The sequence below is a fragment of the Aureisphaera galaxeae genome (genome assembly GCF_028561275.1).
GTDB classification, from domain to species: domain Bacteria; phylum Bacteroidota; class Bacteroidia; order Flavobacteriales; family Flavobacteriaceae; genus Aureisphaera; species Aureisphaera galaxeae.
In genome coordinates this window covers 306944-328071 of sequence record NZ_JAQQTF010000002.1, presented here as the reverse complement: position 1 = coordinate 328071, position 21128 = coordinate 306944, and the positions used below count along the sequence as shown (strand labels likewise).

At 42.5% G+C, this 21128-nt stretch carries 14 protein-coding genes; 4 read left to right on the top strand and 10 right to left on the bottom strand.

Annotated features, from left to right (window positions below):
• Window positions 1-85 precede the first annotated feature (85 nt).
• Window positions 86-733, bottom strand: coding sequence for a response regulator (locus POV27_RS01235; protein ID WP_272860907.1), 648 nt, complete (start codon window positions 731-733; stop codon window positions 86-88).
• Window positions 730-3744: a sensor histidine kinase gene (locus POV27_RS01230; protein WP_272860906.1), complete on the bottom strand. Its 3015-nt coding sequence runs from the start codon at window positions 3742-3744 to the stop codon at window positions 730-732. The genes POV27_RS01235 and POV27_RS01230 overlap by 4 nt, the downstream gene beginning before the upstream one ends.
• Before the next feature lie 28 nt (window positions 3745-3772).
• Here POV27_RS01230 and radA point away from each other — a divergent pair, with 28 nt between their 5' ends.
• Window positions 3773-5137 (top strand): DNA repair protein RadA, encoded by a 1365-nt coding sequence (radA, locus tag POV27_RS01225; RefSeq protein ID WP_272860905.1) that lies wholly within the window; start codon window positions 3773-3775, stop codon window positions 5135-5137.
• Window positions 5138-5241: 104 nt separating this feature from the next.
• Window positions 5242-5658, top strand: coding sequence for a nuclear transport factor 2 family protein (locus tag POV27_RS01220; protein ID WP_272860904.1), 417 nt, complete (start codon window positions 5242-5244; stop codon window positions 5656-5658).
• 5 nt (window positions 5659-5663) lie between these two features.
• Here POV27_RS01220 and POV27_RS01215 read toward each other — a convergent pair whose 3' ends face one another.
• From POV27_RS01215 to POV27_RS01180, 8 genes are all read right to left on the bottom strand, one after another.
• On the bottom strand, window positions 5664-7103 hold the full coding sequence (locus tag POV27_RS01215; RefSeq protein WP_272860903.1) for a hypothetical protein: 1440 nt from the start codon (window positions 7101-7103) through the stop codon (window positions 5664-5666).
• Window positions 7104-7214: 111 nt separating this feature from the next.
• The gene (locus POV27_RS01210; protein WP_272860902.1) at window positions 7215-8255 is read right to left on the bottom strand and encodes an NADP(H)-dependent aldo-keto reductase; all 1041 of its coding nucleotides are present in this window, start codon (window positions 8253-8255) and stop codon (window positions 7215-7217) included.
• 76 nt (window positions 8256-8331) lie between these two features.
• Complete coding sequence (locus POV27_RS01205; RefSeq protein WP_272860901.1) at window positions 8332-10941, bottom strand: CHAT domain-containing protein; 2610 nt, start codon at window positions 10939-10941, stop codon at window positions 8332-8334.
• Window positions 10929-12923, bottom strand: coding sequence for a DUF7849 domain-containing protein (locus POV27_RS01200; RefSeq protein WP_272860900.1), 1995 nt, complete (start codon window positions 12921-12923; stop codon window positions 10929-10931). The genes POV27_RS01205 and POV27_RS01200 overlap by 13 nt, the downstream gene beginning before the upstream one ends.
• A gap of 1 nt (window position 12924) precedes the next feature.
• Complete coding sequence (locus tag POV27_RS01195) at window positions 12925-13920, bottom strand: hypothetical protein (RefSeq protein WP_272860899.1); 996 nt, start codon at window positions 13918-13920, stop codon at window positions 12925-12927.
• Between the two features lie 117 nt (window positions 13921-14037).
• Window positions 14038-15069, bottom strand: coding sequence for a hypothetical protein (locus tag POV27_RS01190; protein ID WP_272860898.1), 1032 nt, complete (start codon window positions 15067-15069; stop codon window positions 14038-14040).
• A 151-nt stretch (window positions 15070-15220) separates the two neighbouring features.
• Window positions 15221-16963: a T9SS type A sorting domain-containing protein gene (locus POV27_RS01185; RefSeq protein WP_272860897.1), complete on the bottom strand. Its 1743-nt coding sequence runs from the start codon at window positions 16961-16963 to the stop codon at window positions 15221-15223.
• A gap of 135 nt (window positions 16964-17098) precedes the next feature.
• Window positions 17099-19663, bottom strand: coding sequence for a T9SS type A sorting domain-containing protein (locus tag POV27_RS01180; RefSeq protein ID WP_272860896.1), 2565 nt, complete (start codon window positions 19661-19663; stop codon window positions 17099-17101).
• 129 nt (window positions 19664-19792) lie between these two features.
• On the opposite strand from POV27_RS01180, the gene POV27_RS01175 reads away from it, so the two are divergent.
• Entirely contained in the window at window positions 19793-20377 is a 585-nt protein-coding gene (locus POV27_RS01175; RefSeq protein ID WP_272860895.1) for an RNA polymerase sigma factor, read from the top strand.
• A gap of 6 nt (window positions 20378-20383) precedes the next feature.
• Window positions 20384-21118, top strand: a complete 735-nt coding sequence (locus POV27_RS01170; protein ID WP_272860894.1) for a hypothetical protein — start codon at window positions 20384-20386, stop codon at window positions 21116-21118.
• The last annotated feature ends 10 nt before the right edge of the window (window positions 21119-21128 follow it).

Below are 21128 nucleotides of genomic sequence, written 5' to 3'. Positions count from 1 at the left end.
GAGAATTTAGCTACGGTAAAAGTAGCCGCTAAACCAACGCAAGAAAATACGTACGACTAGTCAAAAAATACGTAGGGGTACGTAGTTAGAGGGAAAGAATAATCTCCCTGTTTTCTGAAGTCCAAACAGATAGGGAGTCTACATTTTTAGGAAGATCCAACTTTGCTATGATATTGGCGCGGTGTTTTTGGACGGTCCTATGGGAAATACTCAATAGGTCACTAATCTCCTTGCTTGTTTTCTCCTGGGCGATGAGTCGAACAATTGTTCTTTCTGAAGGAGATAAGTACTTTATTTTTTCCAGTTGGGGACTAATTTCTTTATTGAAAATATCATCGAACGCACTACTGAAATAGCTTTTCCCGTTAGCCACAGCCAAAACACAAGCCTCTATTTCAGAAAAAGGTTCGTCTTTCAATAAATACCCAGAAATATCCAATTTTTTGGCTTTAAGTACAAAGGCTTTTTCCTTGTGGGAAGTAAGGATGATGAACCGAGTGGAAACCCCTTTTTCCTTGCATTTTTTTATCACTTCGAAACCCGACAACAGGGGCATTTCAATATCCAAAATGGCTATGGTGGGATCATCCTTTACAATACTATCCAGTGCCTGTGCTCCATTTAGGGCACCTTCCAATACCGGAAAACCCGATTCCTTTAATTGATCGGAAAGCCCCTTCAACAACATAGGGTGATCATCGGCCGGTAATATGGTTATGTCCTGTTTGTTCATGAAATGGGTATTTCGGCTACAACTTCGGTGCCTCCTCCTGTTTTACTGTTTATCTGCAAGGTTCCCTTCAGTATCCTTATCCTTTCCGAAAGGGTCTTCAATCCTAAACTATTGTTTTTCATTTCCTCGGTTACCGTAAATCCTTTGCCATCATCCTTAATCCTAACCCATACTTTTTTCCCCTGATCCTTCACCATGACCACCAAAGAGGTAGCTTCTGCATGTTTAAGTATGTTGGAAATGTTTTCCTGAATAAATCTATAAAAATTTAGGCTATCCTCTTCAGAAAAATAACGATCTATGTCATCAATTTCCGAAGTACAAAATAACTCGGTTTGTTCGTCCAAATCATATAGCAATTGCTCGATACTCTCAGAAAGGCCCAATTGCTTTAGTACTGCTGGATACAGTCCGCGGGAAATACTTCGAATTTCTTCCAACGCGCTATGTGTCATATTCGAAATTTCATCTTGGGAAAGATCCTGCGCCCTACGTTTAATAAGTGTTAGCTGTTGCCCTACACTATCGTGCAGTTCCTTGGCGATACGGGTACGCTCATTTTCTTGTGAAAGCAACAGTCCTTCAGAAAAATCTTCTTGCAACCTTCTCTTGTCCTGGGACTGTTTCAGAAAATAGAACGCCAAACCTATACCGCCCACGGTGATGAGCAAATAAAACCACCAGGTTTTGTAAAAGAAGTTTTTGGAGTTGATGGAAAGCACCAACGATTCCCCCATCTTCTTCCCCGAGTAATTAAGGGCCTCTATCTCCAAGCGATAGGTGCCTGCTCCCAAATTGGGAAAACGTATAGACTGTTCTTGTTTTAGATCAACCCAATCCTGATCGTCCATGCGATAGCGGAAGGAATGATCTCTGTTTTCCACATTATGGGTCAAAGCAAAATCTACCTGCAGCTCTTTGTATTCTGTGGGAAGGACAATTTGGGACTGTTCATCTAAATATTCACGATCCAAACGATCTATAATTTTACGCTGTTCCTTGTCGTAATTTCTCACTTTCAACAATCGAAGTTCGGAATGGGAAACGTCCGGTTTTAGTTCGGATGGCTTAAAGTAATTGAGCCCTGCAATACAGCCTACCAAAAAACCATCGCCTGTATCCAGAGCACTGTATCGATTGGCTTCTTTATTACTCAATCCGTCATTTTCGGAAAAGCGCACTTTAGATTTGTCGTTCATATTATAGGCTACAATACCATTAAAGGTGTTGATCCACCAAGTATCACCTTCAAAAAGAACAGTGGCGATTCCTGCCTTGAGATCATCCTTATACAGCGTATTGAAGGTTTCCGATTGTAAATTGAAAGCCACTAAATGACCGGCTCGGGTTCCCAACAGGTAGCCATAATCCGGGTGATAATCCATCATTAAAATATAGGGATCCTCAAGTTGGGTAGTATCATTTAATAACTTCGCTTTTTTGGTTTGGAGATCATAGATGAGCACTCCATTGCTTGTTCCAACAACTACGGATCCTTCATCACGAAACTCAAGATCGAACATCTTCAAAGTATCCGTTAACACTAGTTTATTATGTTTGGTGGTGTTCTTATTGAACTCCATTAAGTGATATCCGTTGGTAGCATAAATGAAAGTAGAATCGGTGGGAGCCACCATACTGTTCACTGGATAATGACGATAAGAAATGGTTTCTCCATTTTGTGCATTTACTTTCAAAATATTTCCAAAACTGGTGCTCCAAATAAAGTCGCCTTCTTGCATCATTGTTCTGGAAGATGTTGGGGAAAAGACCCTATCGTTTTCCCTGAGGATGAATGGCTCTGTTGTTCCTGAATTCAAATCCAAAACGAACCAACCTTTGCTTTCTGTAGCCACCATATACTTGTCTTCTCCCAAAGAAGCTAGGGTTCTTAATTGTTTATCGGGCAGAAAGGTTTTAATTTTTTGTTCGCGAAATTTGAAGTAATGCAGTTCGCCCCAATTAGAAGTCACCCACACATCTTTGGTCAGGTCATTGGAAATCAGTTCTACCGAACTCGTATTTTCAAAGGCATCACTTTCGAATAGTTGGACAAATCCGTCTTTTCCCTTTGCATAGAACTTAAGCGGACCCTTGTTTTTATTGGCAATGATATGATTCCCCGAGGGATCGTTATATGCTTTCAATACTTCTGAAGGCAGATGGAACCCATCCCCTTCAACCGGAACTATATCCTTATCTGAATCTAAAACTTCATGTAATTGTTCCCTTCCATTTACAAAAGCATATTTTTTTTCGTTGGCTTCGAATATTTCGTCCAACCAAAATTTGTCAACTGTCGAATCACGGTCTCGCAAAAAGGTATCTTCAGAAAATCGTTTTAGCACATTGCCTTTCCAATCCAAAAACACAATCGCGAAATTGTCATCACCTATGATGAGCTGGTCTTCATAAGGAATGAATCTAGTGGATTCATCTAAGCGGAACTTGTTTTCTTTACTGGTAAAACTGAATAAAGGGGTGAGCGTTACGTCCTCATTGAGGATATTGAGGGTGATCTCCCTATGCAACTGCGTTAGTATGTAATCCTTATCCTTATAACGAAATACCTTCGATATGGCCACATCGAAGGTATTGGAACTGGGAAGTACTACCTGGATAAATTGTGTCGTGTAAGGATTGAATAGGAAAAGAGCATCTCCCTCAGGGGTTCGAGTACTTACATAGAACTGCCCGTCATCTCTTTTGTACAACTCATGCACACTAAGAATCCTAGGATCCCCTTCCGGAAAGGGAATTTGATGAAAGGAAACCCCGTTAAAACGATGTAGGGATATTTTCTCATCGCTCAATATAATATCCCGAACTTCAAGTTGCGCTCCCCCTAGCCACAGAAATCCGTCATCATCGAACGCTACGGTATGGATTACATCCAAATCCAATCCGTCCTGTTTCGTAAAGGTTTTGTGAATTACGTTCCCCGATTGCGCCAAGGCACTACTAGCTAGGAAATAAAAAAAGAAGGGGAGTATTTTTTTTACCACGATCATAAATATATCTATTTTAGCTGAAACCATTATGGCCAAAACCAAGACTACTTTTTTCTGCCAAAATTGTGGCGCTCAATTCTCTAAATGGCAAGGGCAATGTACCTCTTGTAAGGAGTGGAACACCATTGCCGAAGAAGTGGTTCAGAAAACCCAAAAAACAGGTTGGGATGCCACTTCAGAACCCCCCAGTAAACGGGTGGCGAAACCTGTTCGCATTTCCGAAATTGATACCACGGTAGAAGCGCGCCTCAATACTCGAAATCAAGAATTGAATCGTGTGTTGGGTGGTGGCTTGGTGCCCGGTTCGCTTACGCTTTTGGGCGGGGAACCTGGCATTGGAAAAAGTACTTTGATGCTTCAAGTGGCATTGCAGTTACCCTATAAAACCCTGTATGTTTCTGGGGAGGAAAGTGCACAACAAATAAAGATGCGTGCGGAACGCATTCATCCCAATTCGGAACATTGTTTTATTCTTACCGAAACCAATACCCAAAACATTTTCAGGAATATCGGGGAAATGCAACCGGATATTTTGGTGATCGACTCCATACAAACCCTGCAAACCAATCATATTGAAAGCAGTGCCGGAAGTGTATCCCAAATTCGGGAATGCACAGCGGAGCTCATAAAATTTGCCAAGGAAACAGCCACACCGGTAATCCTTATTGGACATATTACCAAAGATGGGCATATCGCTGGGCCTAAGATTTTGGAACATATGGTAGATACTGTGTTGCAGTTTGAAGGAGATCGCAATCATGTGTACCGTATTCTACGCGCCCATAAAAACCGTTTTGGAAGCACCCACGAATTGGGCATTTACGAAATGCAGGGAAGCGGCCTTAGGGAAGTCCCCAATCCCAGTGAAATTCTCATTTCGAAAAATGAAGAAGACCTCAGCGGTACCGCCATCGCTGCCACTTTGGAAGGCATGCGCCCATTGATGATCGAAATCCAAGCATTGGTGAGTACAGCGGTATACGGAACTCCTCAACGGAGCACTACGGGATACAACGTGAAACGATTGAATATGCTACTGGCCGTTCTCGAAAAACGCGCCGGATTTAAGCTGGGCGCTAAGGATGTCTTTTTGAATGTTACGGGCGGCATCTCGGTTGACGATCCAGCGATCGATTTGGCCGTAGTTGCTGCGGTTCTATCTTCCAATATTGACATCGCTATCGATAAGCGTATGTGCTTTGCTGCTGAAATCGGCCTAGCGGGCGAGGTTCGGCCCGTGACACGTGTAGATCAGCGTATTTCTGAAGCCGAAAAGCTCGGTTTTGAAAGTATCATCATTTCTAAATACTGCAAACTTCCCAAAGAGAACTACGGTATCCAGGTCATAAAATTGGCCAAGGTGCATGACGTAGTTCAGCATCTATTCGGTTAGGATGTAACAGTTCCGAAAAGACTCAAGGCAACATTATTAAATCGTTTATTAGCGATTTACGTAATATTATCTATATATTTGAGTATTAGCAAATTTCAACCCATATGAGAAAGTATCTTTTTGCCCTCGTTTTTTTACTATCTGGTTCCCTACTTTGGGCTCAGGACGGTTCGTTGTTAGAGCTCTTCCAAAGTCAGATCAAGGCATTCAACACTCAGGATGTAGATGCCTTGGTGAATAATGTGAGTGAAGATTTCAAATATTTCTACATCACCAAGGACGAATTGGTCTTGGAAGTGGTGGGAAAAGAAGCCTTTAGAAACGCGATGGAACAGTACTTCGGTTCCGGTATAAAGGTCACTTCAGAAATTTCCGAATACGTAGTTCAAGGAAGTATTATCAGTTTTAAGGAAACCGTTAGTTATCTCAACAAAGAGGGCAAAAAGGTGCAATCCTCTTCCATGGGAGCCTACCAAATAAAGGATGGAAAGATTACCCGATCTTGGTATTTCATCGAGTAGTACCTTTAGTACTCTATGGTTCTTAAATGTTTCGGTAACAGATCCCGAACCCCTTCTACTTTGGTCTTGTTAAACTCCTTTTCCTGATTCATATCCAAATTGTACTGAAGACTGGCGTAGGTATAGAAAAACATTAATCTATTGTAATCGTCCAGTTCTTCATTACCCACTGCATTTAATATTTCGGTTTTAAAAACGTCCAAGTCTTTGCTTTCGGCTATGGCTCTACCTACCCTTCGTATGCTTCCGTAATAGTGATTTTTGGACGGATTGGAAGTTCTTAAAGTAATCCCCAACAATAAATCGGGAACATTGATGTCCAGTTCTTCCAATTCCTTGATGTATGTATGCCTTCTACCCCAAGCGTAACTGCCATCTGAAGCACGTCGAAAATTATCGTTCATAATATCCAAATGGGCCCTTAGGAAGATTTCCCAACTATAACTTTCGGCCGATAATTGGGCGATATCCATGGCATGATATCTCGGACTTGAATCCTGACTACAACTTCCTACTACAATTCTATTACGCTTTAATTGAAGAGCTTCTTTTTTTGAAAGTAGTCCAGCCACATATCGTTCATAGGTTTCCGAAGACATCTTGAGCTCCAAAGCCTCCTCATACGACTCCTTTAGCAGTTGATCGAAATCGGCGTTGCCCATGAGTTCTCTCTTTGCGAAGGCAAACATTTCGGTTTCATAAGCCTTCAAATCTTCCTGATAGGCCTCATATTCGCCCATATTACCATATTTCGGTTCAGGTTCTTCTTTACCAAATTTCGAGCTGATTTCCTGTATCAATTGACCCTGCTTCAGCTTTTTGCCTTTATTTGAAAAGTTAAAATAGGATTCCTTAGCCCCTTTCGGGTGAATGGTCGCCGTGGTATCTACCAAACATTCCGAGTACTGAATCATTCGGGCATATTTATAGGGCACTTTTGAAGTTGTCATTGGCCGTTCCATGTACAACAAACGGATTTTACCGCCATAGGTATCCCGCATCATCCAAGGGTTTCCTTTTCCCGGTTGGATTTCATCTTTACTTATGTAAAAGGAGTTCTCCGCGGGATAGGTGTTTAATTCGGAAATCATCTCCCCGTCATAGCCTTCATACTCGCTCAGCACCATGAGTTGTTTATCCCCAAGTTCAACCTTGTATTTTTCCAAGAAATCCGATAAGGGAATGGATGCCTTTACGTCTCGTGCGAGGTCCTTTCTATGTTTATCGGATACCTTAAGAACATAACCCGTCGTCTGTAAATTGGATTTAAAGTCTTTGGATAAATCACATACACGGAACTGCTGATTTTCCATCGCCACAATCTCTGAAAGTTTGGACATGGCTTCGGGCGAATAAATAAGTCCATTCTCGTGGGCTTCGAATTCAGTTTGAGCGTGGGTAAAGGCAAAAGAAAGACAAAAGAAAAGGATGAATAGAAATCTCATAATCAGTAGTTTTCAATAAAACTAACGATTGAATAATCCTCTTGTTACATAAAATGCGTTAAGAGTTCATTCCATTGAGGGAACCGACCTATTAATTGAGAGAATCTGTTGTTAAGGCGCAGGATTTGGCATTTCGGCATGCACTTTCTGAATGTCCCTGTAGACCTCTTCAGACAGGGATATAGTAATGCTTTCTATATTTTCTGAAAGTTGCTCCAGAGAGGTCGCTCCAATAATATTCGAAGTCACAAAGGGACGCTCATTGACAAAAGCCAAGGCCATTTGCGAAAGGGACATACCGTGCTTATTTGCAATATCCGCATACTTCTGTGTGGCAGCCAAAGAAGAATCACTACTGTATCGACTGTAGTTGGGGAACAACGTTACCCTTGCACCTTCCGGTTTCTGACCGTTCAAGTATTTCCCTGAAAGCACACCGAAAGCCAAAGGTGAATACACCAAATACCCTACGTTTTCCATTTGCAAGACTTCGGTAAGTCCTACCTCATCCCTACGTTGCAAAAGACTATACGCATTTTGAGTAGAGACCATCTTCAGTTTTCCTTTCCGATGCTCTTCCATGTATCGCATAATCCCGAAAGGCGTTTCATTGGAAAGTCCGATATGCCGAATCTTCCCTTGTTTTACATACCCTTCCAATCGGTCCAAAATTTCACCAATATTATCTTCCCACTCCGCATTTGGAACATGGCTGTAATCACGTACCCCGAATACATTCACCGCTCTCTCTGGCCAATGCAGCTGATACAGGTCAATATAATCGGTTTGCAATCGCTTCAGGCTTTTATGAAGGGCATCTTCCAAGGATTCCTTGCTGAAATCCAACTTAGGACGAATGTCTTTAAAAATTCCTCTTCCCGGCCCAGTGATTTTTGTGGCCAAGACGATCTTATCCCTGTTTCCTGTTTTGGCTAGCCAAGTCCCGATGTATTTCTCGGTCAGTCCCTGGGTCTCCATAGTGAAGGGCACTGCATACATTTCGGCAGTGTCTACAAAATTCACTCCTTTTTCTAGGGCATAATCCAATTGTTCATGGGCTTCAGCTTCCGTATTCTGACGACCAAAGGTCATCGTTCCTAAACAGATTTTGCTAACCTGAAGATCGGTGTTGGGTAGTTGCGTATATTTCATCTTGGAACCCCTCAATTAAGATCGGGGTGACATTAGAGGTTACTAAAATTTGGAACAGCAAGGTACGGATTTCAACTCATTTTTCGCGCCCCAATTTTCCCTTTAGATACTTGCGCGAAATAAAGAGTAGCACAAAAACAAGAGCAGCCCAAAAGAGGTACCAAAGAATGGTTCGCAAATCACTTTCTGGAACCTCGGCATCGCCATAGTAAACAAAGGCTGCCCAGTAATATGGAGATCTTTTGGTGTTGTCCAAACGCGTATCTTTTAAATAACCCAATTGCGCATTGCGAAGTGAAGTGCCTTTCATACGTTGTACATGTAATTCCATATAGAAATAACGCATGATTTCGGAAGTACTGTAGTCGTTTACATTCCACAAGGAGAAAAGGACATTATCTGTCCCAGTATACTGAAAAGCCCTAGCCATATTTTGAACCCCTTCTCCCCGAATCACCTTCCCTACTCCTGTTTCGCAAGCACTCAACACTACCAATTCCTTATCGAACTCATAACCATAAAATTCCTCCAAGGGAACGGTCCTGTCTACAAATTCTATAGCCGCTGGGGTCGAAAAAGTCCCTCCTTGGGCATGGGTAGAAATGTGTAAAATGGAGTGATCCAAAGACTGCTTAAAAAATGCATCAGCAGTGGCTTCTTCGTTCATGAGTAAAGTCGTCTTACTATATTTTTTGACTCCCTTGGCTTCCTCCAAAGAATACGTCAATGCTCTAGGGGTGTCACTAAACACGGGAAATACGCCCAGTACGCTCGTCTTTCCTTCGGTCTTTTCCGAAATACCATTCATATAATCACTTGCAGACAGTGCATACGAAACCTGGACCTCATTTATAAGAAAAGGCATCTTGTCGAATTGTATGGTGGATGATTCTTCCGTACAAAGGGATGCAAAAGGAACAAAGGCTAATAGGCCGTCTGGAATTACAATCAATTTTTCGTTAGAAGGAAGCTGAAGTGCGGAATAAAGTTGATGGGCAGATACCACAAATCCCGAAATGTCATTGGCAATTCGATTGGAAGTTTCAAAATAGCCTATATAATTAGTTATATATTGCAATATTACATTTACTTCCTCTTCTGACTGGGCTAAGCGTTGCCAAGTGATGCTCTGATCATCTACAACAAATTGGTAAACCGCTTGTTTTCCAAAGAAATAGCTTACAACAATCTCATCCCTTTCCTGCATAAAATCCATTACTGCCGAAACATCTATGGCTTGTATCCATTGAGTATTTGGATTCCTTTTCTTCAAGGTATCATACAACCTCCGCTGTGCTAACAATGCACTATTATAGGCTTCCTGTAATTCAAGAAAATCCTGACCGTTATACCGCCCAAGCCTACGTAACTCTTCCATTTCAGTTGTGGTTGCGGCAAGTATCTTTCTTGTTCCCTTTATCTGTTCCGCCAATGTATCGTTCTCCTGCAAAAGCGACTCCTGCAGATACCTTGCTTCCTGCAACACGGGATGTTTGGATGCTTGTTCTAGGGAGAACGCCTTCTCCAACCAAATGGCCTCCTTCTTCTTTTGATATAGTGAAAACAATATGTCCAAACACTTTTCGGTTCTAATTTTGCGGTTGTTCTGTTGTAATAGTTTTGAGTCTTGCAATCCCGAAGGTGTATCTAATAAATCGGCCATATAAAAGGCCCTTTCGTAAGCTTCTAATGCTGCTTCCTTCCTGTTTTCGCTATTCAGGATTTCCGCGTGCAGATCGAAGGCATCTACCAAAGTATTGTCTGGGAACAATTGATGTTCTGCTGGGAACTCCGTCTCTCCCTTAAAATGGGGCATTAATATCCTGTACAATTCGTCCAAATACCTCAATGCCCTCTGCGTACTTCCTGAAATCCGTTCTGTTTGTGCCAAGATCAACTTCAATTTTGCCCATTCCCGTAAAGAAGCTCCTCTCGATTCTTGAAGTAACTCCTGACATCTCTCTAAGGTCGACAGTGCCTGTTTTGGAGCTCCTTTTTTCAACTGAATAGTAGCCAGCAATTGCAGTGCCTTGGCATTGTCTTCATTCTTTTCCAGCAAGATCCCTACAAGGTTTTCTGCTGTATCCACTTCATTCAAGCTAACATAGTTAGTTGCCATGTTCTGAAGAAATCGATCGTCTTCCACTGCCAATTGTGCTCCTTGTTCCAACACCTGAATAGCTTGCCTATAATTCCCCTTATTCTGAAGAACCACCGAAAGGTTCAATAGTCCAGAAGCTTCCTCCGCCTTTAGGCCTTTTTGTTGTGCTAGTAGAATATACTCGCGGATCGTATTTTCGGCCTCGGCCAATGCATTGGTTTTGGTATACAAATTTCCCAAGGGTTTGTAGCAAAAGTTGATCATGTCGTAGCGCTTCAGCCCATTTTCCTGAAAAATCCGTTTGGCTGTCTCATAGCTTATAATGGCTTCTTGAAACTGAAAGAATTGATATTGAAAGTACCCTACATTGCAATAGGAAATGACCTTGGCTAGGTACTCCTCCTCATTTTTGGGTTCCCAGACTTGTAGCTTTTTTGAAAATTCTGCGGTCGCGTTTTCTGTGGGGTTTATCCGAAAGGTATCCAATGCTTCATAGGCTTCCTCTGCCGAGTTGATTTGCGAAAATCCTTCGGATGTAATGAAAACAAGCCCCAAACAGAGGATAATGCATCTTAAAATTTCCAAATTCCGTACACTTGAATCTGTGAGGTGGGTTCGTTAAAATTAAATACATACCGAGCGCCTACACTAGGACCAATTCGCACACCTCCCACATTGGCTCCAAGAAACACCCCGCTTTGGAAATTCGTAAAACTCTCGTCGCACTCAATCCGTTGAAAAGTATCCCTAGTGGTGTCCCGTATTTCGCCTTCCCCAGGAATATCCAAAAAGAACTCCCCTGTGGTTTCCGAAATGCAGGTAGTGCTTAAATCCAGTTTTAGCTGTACTCCAGCACCTACTGCCAGAAAATTATTGAGATTGTATCTATAGGAAATAGGTACGAGATAGGTTGTAATTCCCTTTTCTTCATTGGCTTCTGTAAATCGGACGATTTCGGAAATGCCAATGTCGTTGACATTGATGGTTTCAAAATTCTTCAGATCATCAAAGGACTTCGCAGAGAACATTACCTCGGCTTGTAAATAGCCACGATAACTCTTAAAAGGCGATAAGGTCGCCCCTACAAAATACTCCCTGCTATTGTCCAAATCTGGATTGAAAATGTAGCCCGCCTTGGCTCCAATGGAAATACCTGGCAGAAATCTAGTCGTACTGTAGTTGGTCAAGATAGGTTCGTTTTTGTCGAAATAGATTGCCGTTCGGCTCCTGGTTTTCTTCTTATGGAAGTCCTTGCCAAACTTCATCTTGTACTTTACGAATCCCTTAGTAGAATCCTTTTGGGTTACCCCTTTTTGGGCGGTCCCCGGTAAATAAATTTTCTTGAACGTAAATATGAGTTTGTCGTCTGTTGAGGTTGTATCCAAACAGGAATAATTGACTTCCCGCTTCGGACAAATAGGGCATTTGGGATACATGTCCATGACCTCTAATGTTGATTTATCGAACATTTCTGGGGTATCAACCTCCAACCGAATGGTATTGGCAGGTCCTTCTCCGTCGTTCTGAAAGCGCACCTTGAACTTCACCTTTTTATGACGGATAAAACGATAGTTCATAATGGTTCCGCTGGAAGACATTTTATTAGGGTCATGTGAAGTGACAATTTCCAATTCGGTATCCTTTACGGTGTGGTTTCCAAAGTTTTCATCGGGTACATAGATGCTTCGTAAGGTAACGATGGCACTGGTGTCCTTCAACATTTCTGGGGTGGTCCTAAGGGTCCTGAAAAGGTTTCGTTCCTCTCCTGGTTGCATATCATTGAATTCAATCACCTGATAGTCGCGATACAATTCTTCGGACTCTTCCAAAGTGGCAGGAAGCACGGTTCGTTTGGTGGTATCCTGAACCGCTTGTTTTTGAATTATCAATTCATTGCCTTCGGACGCCCAATAACTTCTACTATCATTGGCTTCCCTCGTATTCGCAAATAGAATTTCACTGGAAATTTGTTCCCCATGGTGCGTCCGTGTATCCTCTAAGATAAAGTTGTTGTCTTTGAATTGGGTATCATTATAAAACAGATATAATTTCCCGTTGGTTACATAATCCTTGGTATTCTTGTATCGTGTAATAAGTACTACTTCTTGTTCTGGCAAGGCATCCCTATTGGTTCTAACCAATAAATCATCTTCTCCAACAAAGGGAGCATATTCTTCCGAACTTGCCATATCTGTTTGATCCTCGGGAGGAAAGTTCACCGATACCTGTTCGGGTCTACTTTCAGGTGGTTTCCCGTTGTCATAATTGTTGGTACTCCACAATTTGACTTTGTATTCCCCAGGCTTCTCATAGTTATGAGACGGTTTCTCTTTGAAGCTATAGTTTCCATCCCCGAACTCCCAATAGTAGGTATAAAAGGCTTTGGGTGCACCCGCAATCTGGTTCAGAGGCGGCATCTCTGCCCGGAAGTTCACACGGTTCCCCAACACATCGTAAAAGACCGGTGCATTTCGGGTAAGCGTATCTTGCTGAATTTCTTGTGCGCATACAAAGCTTCCTGTAAAAAGGAATAAGACCCATATCGATATCCACAATTTTGTTTTCATCTTACAGACCATTTATGGCATTAATAAGTCCGGCTTCGTCTGTCAATTGGGTGTTGAGCGTTGCCGTTAAAAAGTCCGAAGTAACTGTGCCTCGTTTTGTTGCATAAACGTATTGACTATTCTGAAGGGTCACGAAAATAGCATCTGTGGTAACTCCTTCCGGAATCTGGGCGTAGGTTTCGGAATAGACATCCAAATTACTGTCATATTCATCGAACAATCCTATAGCTGTACTGGCCGTATTGTAGCACAGGAATACGTTCCCATTGGTTTTATTGTATCCCGTGGGCGCTTTATTATATGCAATGGTTCTCGGAGCCGTGTCCTCATTGTATCTACCGATGTTTTTCCAACCTAAAGTTTGCAATATGGTCTGATAGCCAAATATCTTCACTCCTGTAGCATCTACAATAGGTTTTTCGAAAACGGGGACAGAAGTGATTTCCTCTTCCCATAGTACTGTGCAATTCAGCTCTGGACAGGTAGGCGAATAAAAAAGGAATTGATGTTCCCCTAAATTATCGGATGGCACAAATACCCGAATGGGTTGAAGAAAAGATACGGGCTCTCCTTGGTAGGTAATATCGATATAGAAGATACTTTCACTAAAAAGAGGCTCCACATTTCCGCTTAAATTAATTCCATTGGTTGACAATTGGCAAGCGATGATCTCGCCAGGTTCGTACATTTCTATCAAAGCAATATCCACATCGCCATCGATGAAGATCCCGTTTTGTTCAAAGGTCTGTGGATTCACAAAAATGCGTGTTCCCTGTGCTGCCTCTATTTCGGCTCCTGCTATGTTGGAAGCTCTAAAATTCTGTACCCTGGGCATTCGGCACTCCATTAAACTTGCCTGATATTCAGCTCCATCTATAGGAGCTTGGGCATTGGGGCTGTGAATGGCCCCTACCTCGCAGTTTTCATCACCGTCGTTGGAACAGGACAGCAATAACGTACATGCCAGCAGAATGTATGTGAAGTTACTGATTTTCATGGCGGTTAGTTTAGTTGTTTAAAGTTACTAAAAATTGACTAGACAGCTTATATATGGAGCTATCCCGGCTCGAATTCCATTCTCACCGGGACGCTCCATCAACAAACCAACAACATCCTAGGGAAGTGCGTCGATTAGGGCAAAAAGTTCGGCTTCGGTAGCGGTTTGCGTCGCACCAATCACCTCTATATGATCTGCTCCAATAGTGGCAGACTGAATGGCGTAGATATAATCTCCATCCTGCTTGGACATGAAAATAATATGCACTTCAAGTCCAATTGGCAGTTGTCCATAGTGCTCGGTAAACATGCCTTGTTCTTCATCATAAATATCCAACAGGGCCAGGCCAGGTTCCCCATCATAGGAAATGAACACACTACAATTGGTTTCGTCATATCCCTCTGGCGTATCTACAAAAATCATAGTCTTAGGACCGGCATAGTTATACCACTTGTCTAGATTGGTCCACCCGAATTCTTCTCTAAATCCGGCATAACCTGTAACATAGGTTCCATCAGGTCCCATACCTTCTCCTTGCATCACTTCTTCTTCATCTTCTTCCCAAACTACTTCACAGTCTAGGGTATCGCAACCGCCCTCGGCAGAGAATAGTCTCATGTCGGGATCGAAAGTTTCGCTAGGCACAAATACTTGAAAGGGATTGGCAGGAAAAACCTCTTCTCCGTCCTTATCGGCACGTATAAAAAATTCACCTCCAGAAATTAGGGCTTCTACATCACCGTTGTCATTTTTTCCATTGGTAGCTAAGCGTTGAAGAGCCATTGCTGCTTTGTTATATACCTCCAGTAATTCTAAGGTTACTGCTCCGGTGACTAGATCTCCGTTGGCATCTACAAAGGCATTTGGACCAAATACCACATTGGTTCCTTGGGCACCGATAGCCGTTCCTCCAAAACCTGCATCGATGGTGAAGGTTTGTAAGGCTTCTTCACGATTGCTTTGAATATCATTCATCAATTCGGTTCCATCAATTTCTATAGGAAGGTCTACAACGACCACTGGATCGTTATCGTCGGATATGTCACAACTTGTCATCCCCAAGCATAGGGCCGTTGCTATCAATCCATTTGTGAGTGTTCTCTTCAAAAAGCTTGTTGTAATGATGTTGTTCATTTGTACAGTTTTCATAATTCTTATTTTAGTGTTTTACACCCTTATATCCATACGGTTTTGAATTGTTACCCCTCTATGGAAAAAATTTATCGAGCCCCTAAAAAAAGAAGGTCCCGCACACCACAAGGGCATACGGAACCTAAGGTTAGCCAGTTGAAATTGGCTATTAATTCTTAATGAATTTAAAGGTCTGAGCACTTCTGCTATCGTCGGTAATAGAGATGAAATACATGCCCGAAGTAAAGCCTTCTACGTTAATCGCTTTTGAAGCATCCAACTGTCCCATGGCTACTTTTCTTCCCAGGGCATCATGGATGATGTAGGAAGTAGCTCCAGTGATCGTGGTATATAAGGTATTGCTCACCGGGTTCGGGTAGATGACCCCTGTCTTTATTTCTTGGTCGCCTGTAGATAATCCTGTATCGCAAAGATCTTCTGTATAGTTGTATGCGTTTACATTCATCCCCAAAGGCGAGGTGAATGCGGGGATGACCCCAGAACTCACCTGAATCGTAAAGGTGCTTATCCCAACTGGACCGATATTCAACAACAGGTTTTCACAGATATTACGTTTGGTAAGATCCGTTTTGTACAATTCGGCAGCCGTAAAACTAGCCGTGTTATTTCTTCTGTATCCTACGTGGAAGTAATCGCTTACCGTTCCTACAGCATTTCTATGAACGAAACTCATTTCCGGATAGTAGATTAATGGCATCTGCCCGATCCAGAAATTGAATTCATCTCCGATAGGTTCTGTATGAGGCACCAAGAATTGGTAGTTGATTCCCACCGGGTTTCCTGAAGCCTTATCAAATTCGTATACGAACACATTGCTCTGTCCAGAGAAGGAGGTTCCCCCACTGGTCCAATTCTCGTCACGGTCGTATCCAGCAATTACCAAGTTATTAGGGTTGGAAAGGGACTCCATAATGGTGAATCCGTAACGGTCCAAGTCACCAGAGCTAGCATACCAAGATTTGGTGAGGTTGATTACACCTGTGGTATTATTATAAACCGTTACCCCGAAATAGTGGGAAACGGAATAGTTGGCCAACATATAAATCTCATTGGTTCCAGCATCATAGTAAGCATCTACACTGACATCCTGAGAGTTTCCAAAGAGATAGCTATTGTCCCAAATCGGGTTCCCCATAAAATCGATCTTATGGGCCAATACTCCTTGTTGGGTAAAGCTAGAGGAATTCAATCCTGTAGCACTTCCGGTAAGGAAAAAGCCATCGCTGGTTTCTGTGATACGGTTTACAAAATCGTAGTCTGCCGAAGCACCGGGAGCCAGAGCATCTAACTCAGCTGCCCAAATGTGGTTTAGACCAGCATCCGTGCGTAATACAAACCCTATATTGTTAATACAGGTAGTACTCAAATTATAGCAATCGCTAAAGAAACCACCTACTACCAATCCTGGGTCTGGAGCTCCATCGCCATCGGCGTCGCTTTCGGTGTATTCAATATGCAATCCTCTTGAATTAAAGTTAGGAGAAACAATGTCATAGAATTGTGAGTTTAATACCCCGCCAGTGGCAGCGTCAATCTCGGCGATAAAGACTCTCTTAATTCCTCCTACATCTACCGATCCGGTGATGTATACCAAATCGAAACGGTTTACAATGTCGAATACCCTTGCGTTTACCAAAGGAAGGGCGTCATATTCCCTTGCCCAAACTACATTTCCAAATTGATTAATTCTCTTCAAAGAAATTACTTGATTGGTCATACCGGGATCGAATAAATTGGAAGCGACCATAATGTCATCGGTACCATCGTTAATGATAGTCTGATTTAGATCGTGATAGTGTTCATTGGCTACGCTTACATTGGTTTGGTACTGCGCGGCCATGTAAAGGCTCATAAAAAAGGTTAGGGTCGAAAGAAGTAATTTAGTTTTCATAATTGAAAGATTTTAGTTTTTGTTATTTGACCTTATATCCACCACCCTAAACATTGTTACCCCTTATTTTGAAAAAAATTAAAAAGCCCCTTGGAGATAGGGTATCCAAAGGGCTTTTAGCGAAGGGCTCTAAGGCTATCGCTTAATTAATTTCGATTTATAGGACTTACCAAGTGCACTCTGTACTTTCACGAAGTATACTCCGGTAGACAAGGAAGCTACATCGATAGATTCTGCTTGATTTTCTCCTCTTCTCTTCTCTCCTATTACCGTTTTTCCACTAATGTCCAAAACTTGAATCTCGGTAATGGTATCATCCAATAATTGAATGGTAAATGCATCCTCCGCAGGATTTGGATAGAGTACCATCTTCTCCTGTACTATCTCCACTTCATTATCATTGGATAGTGTACCGTCGAGTCCATTGAGGATGGCATCGATAATAGCCTCCCGCATTTGATCCTCCATATCTTGCGAATGCAAGGTGTTAAAGGTTAACTGATAGGTAAACCCAGCATCGTAGCAACCACATTCTGGCGTGTACATCCCTATAATGTAAAGTTGATTGTCCACAAAGGTGTACCCTGGGAAATTCGTCGTTAGTCCCCATGCAGGTCCTGGCACTGATGCAAACGGAGGTAACATACTACCACTGCCATTTCCATAAGCGAAAGTGCTAAAGTCAATGGACAACGGGAATCCTGTTTCTGCCACAAACCAGTAGTACTCACAGTCGGAACCGTGTAAGGTATCATCGGTCGTGGAAATGGTATTCAAAGAGCCGGTAATGGTATTAGTGGTACCATCATGTTGTACGGTAATTTGCAAATCCGGATCGGCCAATTGCCCTACAAAAATGTCATCTATGGCCACGTCATTGCCATCTCCATTGCCGCCTTCATCCAACAAGATCCTTATGTTTTGAGAACCTCCACTAGCGGTAAAAGTGATTTCCACCGTCTGCCAATCGCAAGGATCGGTGGGGTTGGTATTTATGGTCTGTGCTCCCGAGGAAGTCGTTCCTGCATTCATATAAACTACAGGTAGAATATCGAAAGTACATTGCGGCATATTTTTGAAATTCGCGCAGAACTTATAACGTTCCCCTTGCTCCAAACCGGTGAGCGTCTGATCCCAAATAATTGCGGTACCACTTTGTTGAGTGCGACCATTTACGACCATAAACTGATCGTTCACTGCATAGGTAATAGGATCTTCACAGAAAGAGTGATCGGTTACCGTAGCGCCGAAATTCGCAGCCGTATTCGTTACATCATATTCGCCTGGATAGGTACTAGCAGTTTGAATATAACTGCTGGAGAAACCTGTATTTCCAAACTCGAAATTCCCATTGGTTACTAGGTTCTCTCCTGGACAGCAATACGATCCTTCTTCACCATTCTGGCTGTCATCGCAGAAGCAAACATCATTGTTAAGCCCTGGACGCTCTCCATCCTGTACGCCCAATACCTCCTTGGAGGACTTTTGCGTTACTGTTACTACGTTTCCGTTAAGATCTACAAGATCGAAGGTAAGTACGGCAACCAAGTCATAACATGAACCCGGGGTCTGATCTGGAAAATCTGTCGGCGCCAAAGTGAAGGAGTAGTTAGGTGGCGAAATGGAAGGAGAGGTAATGGTGTTTACCAGTACATTACTTTGATAAATTTCTAACGTAATGTTTACACTCGTAGCTCCCGCAGGGACTAAGAAGTCTCCATTTACTGTATATGGGAAGTACAAGCAATCGCCATCTTCAAGGTTCAAATCGATATCCCCTTCGTTTACGTTTTCGCATTCTTCGCAAACATCATCAACATAGGTATACCCTTTATGCCCTCCAGCAGAACAGTCGGAATTGATGAACATGATCACCACTTCCTGTCCAATATGCGACGTAAGGTCCAAATAAGCACAACGCCAATCGCGGAAGTAAGTAGATCCGCCGTTAACGGCATTGATGAATGGATTTCCCGGATTACCCACATCCACTACTTTGTCGATGGTAGCACCGGACATGTCTGAGGCCTCAGCGATAAAAAATACCTCTGTCCCGTTTATAGAGCCATCGGGATTGGAATGGCTCCTATCCATGACAATGGCATACTGAAAATAATATTCGGCATTGTCTGGAGTCACAATGAATCGCTTGGCTACTCCTTCGGCACCGAAGCCGGGTTGATCGTTCCCCAATCGTAAGGATTGCGTTCCCGAAGTTCCGGGAGCCGTTCGCTGAAGGGGAAATGGTGGGGAAGCTACCGAAATAACCGGGTCAAGCCCCGTAGTTTCCAAAGAAGTATAGTTCTGTCCAAAACCCGTTCCGGTAAAGGGAAGCGGTGCAATTCCTGGGCTGGTTACCAAACCATTTTCAATAGGGATGGTGGTTAAACTGTGTGTGAGACTTAATCCGGTCCAATCGTTATACCCATCTTCGAACCCACCATTACGGCAAGGGTCGTTGCTAATGGGAATGTCGTCTAAAATCGCACTAATAGAAGGCGAAGCCTTAAACGAACGCATGGCTTGATTGGCTTTAAATTCGTTAAGCCGGTCCTGAAATTCGGAAGGAGACCAACTCACATCGTAATCGAAATGGAGTTGTTTTCCTTGAAAGGTCACTAAGGTGTCCTTCATTTGTCCTATTACCACGTTCGATACGAACAATAGCAATAGCATTGTAAGTGAATGGATAGTTTTCATAATTAAAAGGTTTTAAGGTTATTAGTTTCAGTGTTCTTCACTGGAATCATATTCCTATATCCACTAGCCTTTTAATTGTTACCCCTCTGTGATAAATTTTTTACCTTTAAACTACTTTTACAAGTGTTTATGGGGCAAAACACGGTTCATGATGACCAAAAATATATCGATGCATTGCTACAGAACGATGGCAAGCGCATTCAAGAGATTTATACCAAATTCGCTCCTAAGGTGATTGGCTTTGTAAAGCAAAACAGTGGTGACGAAGACGCCGCCAAGGATCTTATCCAAGAAGTACTACTCATTATTTATGACCAAGCCAAAACCAAAGATTTAAAGCTTACCTGTCCTTTCGATGCTTACTTTTTTATGATCTGTAAGCGGAAGTGGTTCACTCGATTGAAAAAAAGTGCGAAGGAAAGGGTAACAAATGACCCCTTAGCTGGATTTGATTCTGAAACACTACAAGATCAGGTGCAGCAAACCGAACATTTCGAAACCAAAATGCAGCTGTTCAAGGAACTGTTTCAAAAATTGGGAGATACCTGTAAAGAAATCTTGCAGTTGTCCTTCGGAAGTTTTTCTATGGAAGAAATAGCGTCACAGCTTAATATTTCCTATGCGTATGCGCGAAAGAAAAAGTCCCTTTGTATTGGCCAACTCACCAAGTGGGCTCAGGAATCCCAAGTGTACAAACAATTAAAAGAACTTTAATACCCCATGGACGAGGCTACTACCATATTATTTGAAGATTATCTGGAAGGACTCCTTTCTGAAGCCGATCGATTGGCATTCGAAAAACGCTTGGCCGAAGATACATCCTTCGCCAAGGATTTTGATACTTACAAAGAACTTAGGACCCATTTGGCGCACGAATTTTCTGAAGAACGGGCCGATTTCAAAAACCAACTGGAAAACATAGGAAATGACTATTTCGACAAAGGGTCTTCTGAAGAGAAAGAAACCAAAGTAATCAAGTTCCGTCCTTGGCAATACGGAATCGCAGCTTCCATAGCGCTACTCATCGGATTTTTTGTGATTCAGAATATGGGGCCTGCAGCACCTGGAGATTACAGCTTTTCTGAGCAAATCACCTTAACCGAACGTAGTGCAGATACTGAAGTCCTTAAGCAAGCGGAAACCGCATTCAATGAAGGTTCCTATGAAGATGCAATTGCCAATTTCACCATTGCATTGGAAAATGACTCTGAGAACTCAGAACTACTTTTCTACAAGGCGTTGTCCCATGATGCCTTAGCGCAATATTCGGATTCGGACAGTCTATACGAGCGTCTACAAACGGGCAATTCGCTCTACAAGTACAAAGCGACCTTCTATAAGGCCGTTAGCTTATGGAAAAGGAATAATATAGAAGAGGCTAAAGCCCTCTTTAGAACGATTCCCGATACTGCGGACGAATACAAGGACGCTCAGCATATTTTGAAGAAACTATAAACGGAGTTAT

Coding starts and splice junctions, on each gene's coding strand:
- POV27_RS01235 (WP_272860907.1), bottom strand. CDS start 733: ATGAACAAACAGGACATAACCATATTACCGGCCGATGATCACCCTATG.
- POV27_RS01180 (WP_272860896.1), bottom strand. CDS start 19,663: ATGAAAACTATCCATTCACTTACAATGCTATTGCTATTGTTCGTATCG.
- radA (WP_272860905.1), top strand. CDS start 3,773: ATGGCCAAAACCAAGACTACTTTTTTCTGCCAAAATTGTGGCGCTCAA.
- POV27_RS01230 (WP_272860906.1), bottom strand. CDS start 3,744: ATGATCGTGGTAAAAAAAATACTCCCCTTCTTTTTTTATTTCCTAGCT.
- POV27_RS01210 (WP_272860902.1), bottom strand. CDS start 8,255: ATGAAATATACGCAACTACCCAACACCGATCTTCAGGTTAGCAAAATC.
- POV27_RS01185 (WP_272860897.1), bottom strand. CDS start 16,963: ATGAAAACTAAATTACTTCTTTCGACCCTAACCTTTTTTATGAGCCTT.
- POV27_RS01220 (WP_272860904.1), top strand. CDS start 5,242: ATGAGAAAGTATCTTTTTGCCCTCGTTTTTTTACTATCTGGTTCCCTA.
- POV27_RS01175 (WP_272860895.1), top strand. CDS start 19,793: ATGGGGCAAAACACGGTTCATGATGACCAAAAATATATCGATGCATTG.
- POV27_RS01200 (WP_272860900.1), bottom strand. CDS start 12,923: ATGAAAACAAAATTGTGGATATCGATATGGGTCTTATTCCTTTTTACA.
- POV27_RS01190 (WP_272860898.1), bottom strand. CDS start 15,069: ATGAAAACTGTACAAATGAACAACATCATTACAACAAGCTTTTTGAAG.
- POV27_RS01215 (WP_272860903.1), bottom strand. CDS start 7,103: ATGAGATTTCTATTCATCCTTTTCTTTTGTCTTTCTTTTGCCTTTACC.
- POV27_RS01195 (WP_272860899.1), bottom strand. CDS start 13,920: ATGAAAATCAGTAACTTCACATACATTCTGCTGGCATGTACGTTATTG.
- POV27_RS01170 (WP_272860894.1), top strand. CDS start 20,384: ATGGACGAGGCTACTACCATATTATTTGAAGATTATCTGGAAGGACTC.